Raw genomic sequence first — 6,707 nt, 5'->3', positions numbered from 1 at the left:
TGGACACCCGGCGAGCATTGGCAACGCCGAGTGCGCCGCTGGCAGGTGCCCACCCTGTGGGCCGGTGCTTGGCAGGGCGCGCCGCGGCGTTGCGACCCTTGCCCAGGCGTACAGCCTGGCCTGCGCGCCGCGCCTTGCTGCGTGCCCTGCCAAACACCGGCGAACATCCGATTTCTCCGTTTCACTGGACTAGGAGAGCCGACGACGTTGGGCCTCAAAAACATGCCAAGACATAGAGCTCGCCAAGGTGAGGTGCCGTTCCTTCAGACCATGCCGTGCAGCAGCTCGCATCGTGCAGCCAGGCATGACGATGCATGAGGCCGGGATTCTGGCTGACCAGTGCCATCCACCGCGTGGCATCGGGTGCGACGGTCTTGCGTCGAAGATCTCGCGCATAGAGCAGCAGAGGCACCCACGCCGGGTCTGTGGGCAACTGACCCAATTCAACGTTGATCGCCTCCACTTCGTCCAATCGACCGTCTTCAAGAAGCATCCACGCCAGAGACACCAACAAGCTCATCGCGTTTTCTTCGAGGACGCGGTGCTTCAGCCAGAAAAGACGCATCCGCTGCAGCGCCTCTGCCCGATTTCCAGAACAGATGTCGATTGCACTCTGTACCAGTGCGCTGCGCGCCGGCACCATCAAATCCGCATCAGGCCGGTACGCCTGCCGGGCTTCCTCAACTTGCCCGGCAGCGAGCAGCGCGAGCACGCGCCAGTAGGTCAACTCCTGCCGCCACAGCTCATCTGAGGCGCCCAAGAAAAGTACGGCCTCATCCAGGCACTTCAGAGCCTCCGCCTGGCGGCCCCGGCGCAAACGCAACATGGCCTCTGCGCGCAAGAGAGCCAATTGACTCACCGGTGCCACGTTCGGCAGGCGCACGCGCACATCATCCAAGCGGGCCGACGCTTCCTCCAACCTGCCCAAACGCTCCAGGATGGTGACCTCACTTGAAAAGCTCAGCACGGCGTTGGTCATGCTTCCGCCTTCTGCCGTCAATGCTTGCATCTTCAACACGGCAGCCAGCGCCTCGTTGTAGCGCCAATGCTCTCTGCAACACTCAGACCAGATGTAATGCGCGGTCGCCATGAGCGCTGGCACACCGGTTCGTTCCGACTCCGACACACACTGCTGGTAGAGCGCCACCGACCGCTCTGGCATCCCGCTGTGTTCCAGCGTCTGTCCGAGGCAAAGCATGGCACGCACCGAGGCCACCCGATCGCCCTGCCGTGCGGCTTGCTCCAGTGAGCGGAGCGCGATGGCTTCGGCCTTCTTGAAGTTGCCCTTGTGATGATGCACGTACGCCAGATTCGTCAGGGCATCGGTCAGCAGATTGGTTCCCGGCAGATGCTTCTCGACCAGACTGATGGCAAGCTCGAAGGCGGATGCACCCAGATCCGGCTCGAACTCGAACGATCCGATCTTTCCTCGCTCAATCAGCAACTGAGCACGAACTGCTTCGTGCCCCGAGTCGCCCAGTTGCTGCAGACACTCGTCGGCGATCGTGCGGGCGTCGCCAAACCGTTGCCTGAGCCGCAGCAGGCGCACTTCGAGGAGGGTCTGTCGGACCGTCCGTGGAAGATGGGCCTGGCACCTGCGCAACAACGTCAGCGCCTCCTCGGCCTGCCCCTGTTGTTCGAGGGCGAATGCCCTGGCGAGCTGAACCTGCCAGAAGTCGTCGACGCTCCGATGCTCTGAAGCACCGACATGGGTGGAACCCACTGCTTCGTAACATGCCAACGACGCCGCCAGGGTACGGGCCAGGTGGGCCGTGTCGAGCCACGGCACGTGCAGCGACTGGGCACTGGCGTCGGACCCGCCCCAGCGAATCGCCGCCTCCACACCGGCTGAGCCGCGTTTCAGCTCGATGATCAGGGCGACGTCAACACCCAGAGCATCACACCCGGCCGACAAGACGTCGCTCACGGCGGGCCCACGGAAGGCCAGCGAGGCCTCGATGGGCAGGAGATGGAATCGGCGGTCCTCCGACAATTCAATGTGGAGCAGCCAAGGCAGCCCCGTCACGGCCCAATCGAGCAAGGCGTCACCGGTCGAGTTCACACACCGAAGCAAGCCGATGACACGGTTCTCGGTGGCGCCGCCCGGCGCGCCCTTCACGTCTGGCGCGGCTTGCCCATCAACCCATGTCGCCGCGGGGGCACCGTGGGGCGCATGGGGCGGCTGCCGAAGGCTTGCGACAGGCGGGCCGTCTGAGCTGCTGCGCACGTCCGCGTCGAAGCGATACCCGATGCCACGTACCGTGGCCACCATTGGGAGGCGGGCGTCAGTATCTCCAATGGCCTTTCGCAGCTTGACCACCGCAGTGGTCAAGACGGCGTCCGTCAGAAAGGTGGTTCCCCAGATGGCGCGCAGCAGCTCGTCCTTCGGCAGCACCCGGTGGGGACGCTGCATCATGAACAACAAGAGGTCGTAGATCCTTCGTTGCAACGGAACCAGGAGACCTTCCCTCCACAACTCGCGCCGGGAGGTGTCGAGCGCGCACGATCCAAACTCAAGCCAACCGGTAGGGCCGGTGATGGGGACGCCATCGCCGAGGTCGACGATGTGCGTCAGCGGTACTGCTCGATCCGTCATGGGCGCCTTGGTAACGAAGAGACATCAAGAAGGCGGGTGGACGCCGCCGTGACACACGCGTGTCGCAGAAAGCTGCGAAGCCTGGTGCGGATATTTGCCCAGTTCTGCCGGCCCCACAAGAGCAAAAGCTCCGCATCTGGGCAAGGGTGCCGCACACCCGCCCACGGAAGCAGGTTCGCATGAGTTGCTGTCATGGCAGAGCGTCCTATTTTCGCTTGTGCGCAAGTGCGTTGTGGCCTGCAATTCATGCCGCGCTTTCTCTGTGCTTCAGCCTCGGCTCAAGTACCTGCGCGACCTCCCATTTTTCAACCTCAGAACGAACAAGGACGGAGACATCGATGAAGCACCTTCCCTTTGTGGCGCTTGTGCTCACCCTCGGGCTGGCCCATCAAGCGGCCCATGCCCACGGGTACGTCAGCAAACCAGAGTCCCGCGGCTACCAATGCAAGTTGGGCAACAACGCCGACTGCGGCGCCATTCAGTCGCAGCCCGAAGCTCTTTACGCACCTTCCGGCTGGCCCGCCCTCGGTCCATCGGACGGGCACATCGCGAGCGCGGACCACACCGAATTCTCGCCACTGGACGAGCAGACCAAGTCACGCTGGTTCAAACGGAAGATGAAGGCAGGGGTCAACAAGTTCACCTGGACGCTGACCGCCAACCACGTCACGAAGAACTGGCGCTACTACATCACCAAACAAGACTGGAACGCTTCCAAGCCGTTGACGCGTGCGTCGTTTGAAGACAAGCCCTTCTGCTCGATCGACGACGGCTCGAACCCGCCGCCACTGGAAGTGACGCACACCTGCACCGTGCCCTCGCGAACGGGCTACCAGGTGATCCTCGCCGTGTGGGAGCGCCGGGACGACTCCTCCAGCTTCTACAACGTCTTGGATGTCAAGTTCCCGAAGAAATCGGTGATGAGCGAAGACTGAAATCGACGCTCGCTTCTTTGAAGGCGCCTCGGTGAGGCCCGCAGATGAAGCAGACGTGCGCGACGCTCGTTGGGCGCACGCCTGCTTCACTGCCCGACACAAAACCACGATAGGAGACAACTCAATGTCCAAAAGACTCAATCGCCAACGTCTCGTTGCCGGCCTGCTCATTCTTCTCAGCGCCGCCGTCAATGCAGGCACTTGCCCGCGGTCGGTGGGCAAGCTGACGGTGCCACTCGACGACTACGACCCGCCTCCCAAGCCCGGCGAGCCGGCCATGACCATCAAGGGCTTGGACAAGTTCATCAAAGAGAACGACATTCGAGACGTTGCCGCGTTCCTGTCCAAGCTGCCAGCAAACTACCAAAAGCGATATGCGCTCATGGAGAAGACGCGCGGCGCGGGCAAGGCTTCATTGGAGAACCCGCGCATCGTCTTCTTTGGTGCCGACGCGCGCCTGTTGATGAATGTGGGGTCGGATCCCAGCGACCCGTTGTACGAGCAGGTCGATGTGGCGTACATGAACAAGAAGTCGGGTGGATGGGAGTTCGCCAAGTTTGACTTCCAACGCTCTGGATCGAAGCTGGTGAAGAACCCTGTCGAATGCGTGCAGTGCCACGGCACCCCGATGCGGCCGTTCTGGGGCAAATACTTGAACTGGCCAGGGGCCTTCAGTGACAACCCCAGCCCCGGCGACCAGGCCGAGTCGATGACGGAAGCGCAGGCCCGACGACTCAACGAACTGAAAGGCGGGAAGGGCAATCCGGCCCGGTTCCAGTGGCTGATGTGGGCGCCTTCGTACACGGCGGGGTATTCGCAGATGCTGCCCGACCACGACTACGGCTACGCGCTGACGATCTCGAACAACTCCTTGGGCTATACGGCGGCCGAGAGCATCTTCCTTCGCCTCAAGAAGAAGTACCCCGACCGCTACGCGGCCCTGCGCGAGGAACTGCTGATCCTCAGCTACTACGATCGGCGCACCTCGTGGGTCACCGAGGCCGATCGAAAGAAGATCGCGGCCAGCATCGCCAGCTACGGTGGCAGCGGCAGCGACTATCGGGCCATCTTCAAGGTCTTGGGCATCAAGGACATCGACTTTGAGCTCTCGATTGACCGCCTCGCCTTCGAGCCACAAGACCAGACGTGGACGGCAGCGTCCGGCGACCTTCTCGGGCTGGTGCTCATGCTCGTGCTGAACGACGTGGCGGGCAACGACGCCGGAGCCAAGACCGTCTTGCAGCAGGCACCCATCGGTACCGGGGTGTACGGCATCTGGGGTTGCCCCGATCTGGGTACGTCGGTGATGGATTCGTTGACGTATCGAATCACACAAGGGTGGGGTGCGAAAGGCGAGGCGCGCCAGGTGGAAGAGGCGGCGTTCTACGACGTGGACGTGTCGCGCGTCTACCAGCCGATATTCGAGCAACCGGGCAAGCCGCTGTTCGACTACCTGAAGACCAAGATCTGACGTCGCATAGACGCTGACGAGACATCGGTTGCAGTGGAGTTCCAGCCTTGCAACCGGTGTGTCGTGCGGCACGCTGCGCTACACCGGGCAGCGCGCCGGCTGACGCCGTGGACTAAGTCGAAGGCTTTGAGATCGGTATTGCTCCACCGGTGGGGCCAGCTGGCGCTGGGCCGAAAGAGGCGGTAGGGGCGGTCAACGTGTTGCGGGTTTCCCCGCCGCCCAGAAGCGCCCGCAGCTCCATCAACTCCGCTGCGTGCTGCCTCTGCATCGCTTTCATCTTGCGCTCGTACTGGTCACGAAGGTCACGCTGATCCACGCGCATGGCGTGTTCGATCCCCTTGCGTGCGTCATAGAGCCAAGTCTCAAGCAAGGTGCGCGGCAGACCGTAGGTGCGGCTGGCTTCCAGGACACCCACCTTGCCCTGCAGAAGATGCAGTACCAGCGCCGCCTTCCGCTGCGCTGTCCAGCGCGGAGCGCCCAAGTCGATCGATGTATTCATGGTGCTACCTCCTGCGCACTGATGCCGATGAATGCCACGCTCAACGAGTGGCGTCGTTTCCCAAGTCTTGGCGCCCGTCGATTCCCACGCCGGGGCGGGTCGCACCGGAGGTGCTCATTTGGAGATGGACCTCCTCCAGCAGGAACTCACTGAACGCGCGCCAACACGCGAGCTGAGACACTTGCTTGCTGCACACCAGCCAGTACGCACCACTGGCTGGGATGCTGAGCGAGAACGGCCGGATGAGGCGGCCTGCGATCAAGTCATCGTCGATCAGCGGCAAGTGGCCCAGTGCGATGCCATGGCCGGCGGCTGCCGCCATCAGGACGGCGTTGGCGTCGTCGATCACTTGCCCCTTGTGAACGTCAAGGTCCGGTATGCCGGCGAGGTGGGTCCAGCGCTCCCAATCTCTGAAGCTGTCCTCGTGCAGCAGCGGGTAGTGCTGGAGGTCGGACGGGACCTTCAGTGGGTGACTGTCTCGAAGAATCGAAGGCGCACACACGGGCGACAGGTGAAGGCCAAAGAGCAGGCGCGTCACCAGATTCGAGACGCGCGGTCTTTCGCGGTACCACAGCACCGCGGCGTCGAGTTGCACCTTCGCGCGCAAGTTGCGGCTGACGTCATGATTGAGGTGCAGCTCGACTTCCGGGTGGCGTGCCCAGAACTTGGGCATCCTGGGAATCAGCCATCGGCTTGAGAACGTGGGCGTGACCGACAGGCGCAGCGTCCTCGACGAGGTTTCACCTCGCCTGAGCTGATCCATGACTTCGTCGATCCGCGCAAACGGCTCGCTGAGTTCCGCCAGCAGCCGCTCCCCCGCCGGAAGCAAGCGAACCTGGCGCTGGGCTCGTTCAAAAAGAGGTCGGCCCAACGCCAGTTCGAGAGAACGTATTTGGTGGCTGACGGCGCCTTGAGTCACGCAAAGCTCGGCCGCCGCCTCGGTGAATGAGAGTCTTCTCGCTGCAGACTCGAAATAGCGTAGTCCATTCAGGTGCCGCAAATTGCGTCGCATAACCCGCCCAAAGTATTAAGCAATGGCGTCGCTGCCCGGACAAGAGCCCCCGACGCTTCCCATATCGACAGAATTTCAGCGATGGGAGGCGACAGCCTCACCCGCTGAGTTGACATAGAAGGTATCTATTTTCAAAGCACACCCAAGACGCCCCATCAGTAATTTAATTTCGGGTTGAGTTTGGCCGCGTGGCA

General features: G+C 62.4%; 5 protein-coding genes. 2 read left to right on the top strand and 3 right to left on the bottom strand.

Features of this window, described 5'->3' with window-relative positions; translation table 11 throughout:
• Nucleotides 1-214: 214 nt before the first annotated feature.
• Nucleotides 215-2,596 carry a winged helix-turn-helix domain-containing protein gene (locus tag AACH06_RS24945; RefSeq protein WP_341428511.1) on the bottom strand — a complete coding sequence of 794 codons (2,382 nt, stop codon included), beginning with the start codon at nt 2,594-2,596 and terminating at the stop codon, nt 215-217.
• Nucleotides 2,597-2,934: 338 nt separating this feature from the next.
• On the opposite strand from AACH06_RS24945, the gene AACH06_RS24940 reads away from it, so the two are divergent.
• A complete protein-coding gene (locus AACH06_RS24940; protein ID WP_341428510.1) occupies nt 2,935-3,531 on the top strand; it encodes a lytic polysaccharide monooxygenase in 597 nt (198 codons plus the stop codon).
• Nucleotides 3,532-3,655: 124 nt separating this feature from the next.
• Nucleotides 3,656-5,002 carry a hypothetical protein gene (locus AACH06_RS24935; protein ID WP_341428509.1) on the top strand — a complete coding sequence of 449 codons (1,347 nt, stop codon included), beginning with the start codon at nt 3,656-3,658 and terminating at the stop codon, nt 5,000-5,002.
• 112 nt (nt 5,003-5,114) lie between these two features.
• Here AACH06_RS24935 and AACH06_RS24930 read toward each other — a convergent pair whose 3' ends face one another.
• Both AACH06_RS24930 and AACH06_RS24925 read right to left on the bottom strand, forming a co-directional pair.
• Nucleotides 5,115-5,501 carry a DUF1153 domain-containing protein gene (locus AACH06_RS24930; protein WP_341428508.1) on the bottom strand — a complete coding sequence of 129 codons (387 nt, stop codon included), beginning with the start codon at nt 5,499-5,501 and terminating at the stop codon, nt 5,115-5,117.
• 40 nt (nt 5,502-5,541) lie between these two features.
• Nucleotides 5,542-6,513 (bottom strand): LysR substrate-binding domain-containing protein, encoded by a 972-nt coding sequence (locus tag AACH06_RS24925; protein ID WP_341428507.1) that lies wholly within the window; start codon nt 6,511-6,513, stop codon nt 5,542-5,544.
• Nucleotides 6,514-6,707 lie beyond the last annotated feature (194 nt).

The organism is Ideonella lacteola (assembly GCF_038066555.1).
Taxonomy (GTDB): Bacteria; Pseudomonadota; Gammaproteobacteria; order Burkholderiales; family Burkholderiaceae_C; genus Ideonella; species Ideonella lacteola.
This window is presented reverse-complemented; position numbering and strand designations above follow the sequence as displayed.

Coding starts and splice junctions, on each gene's coding strand:
- AACH06_RS24945 (WP_341428511.1), bottom strand. CDS start 2,596: ATGACGGATCGAGCAGTACCGCTGACGCACATCGTCGACCTCGGCGAT.
- AACH06_RS24940 (WP_341428510.1), top strand. CDS start 2,935: ATGAAGCACCTTCCCTTTGTGGCGCTTGTGCTCACCCTCGGGCTGGCC.
- AACH06_RS24925 (WP_341428507.1), bottom strand. CDS start 6,513: ATGCGACGCAATTTGCGGCACCTGAATGGACTACGCTATTTCGAGTCT.
- AACH06_RS24935 (WP_341428509.1), top strand. CDS start 3,656: ATGTCCAAAAGACTCAATCGCCAACGTCTCGTTGCCGGCCTGCTCATT.
- AACH06_RS24930 (WP_341428508.1), bottom strand. CDS start 5,501: ATGAATACATCGATCGACTTGGGCGCTCCGCGCTGGACAGCGCAGCGG.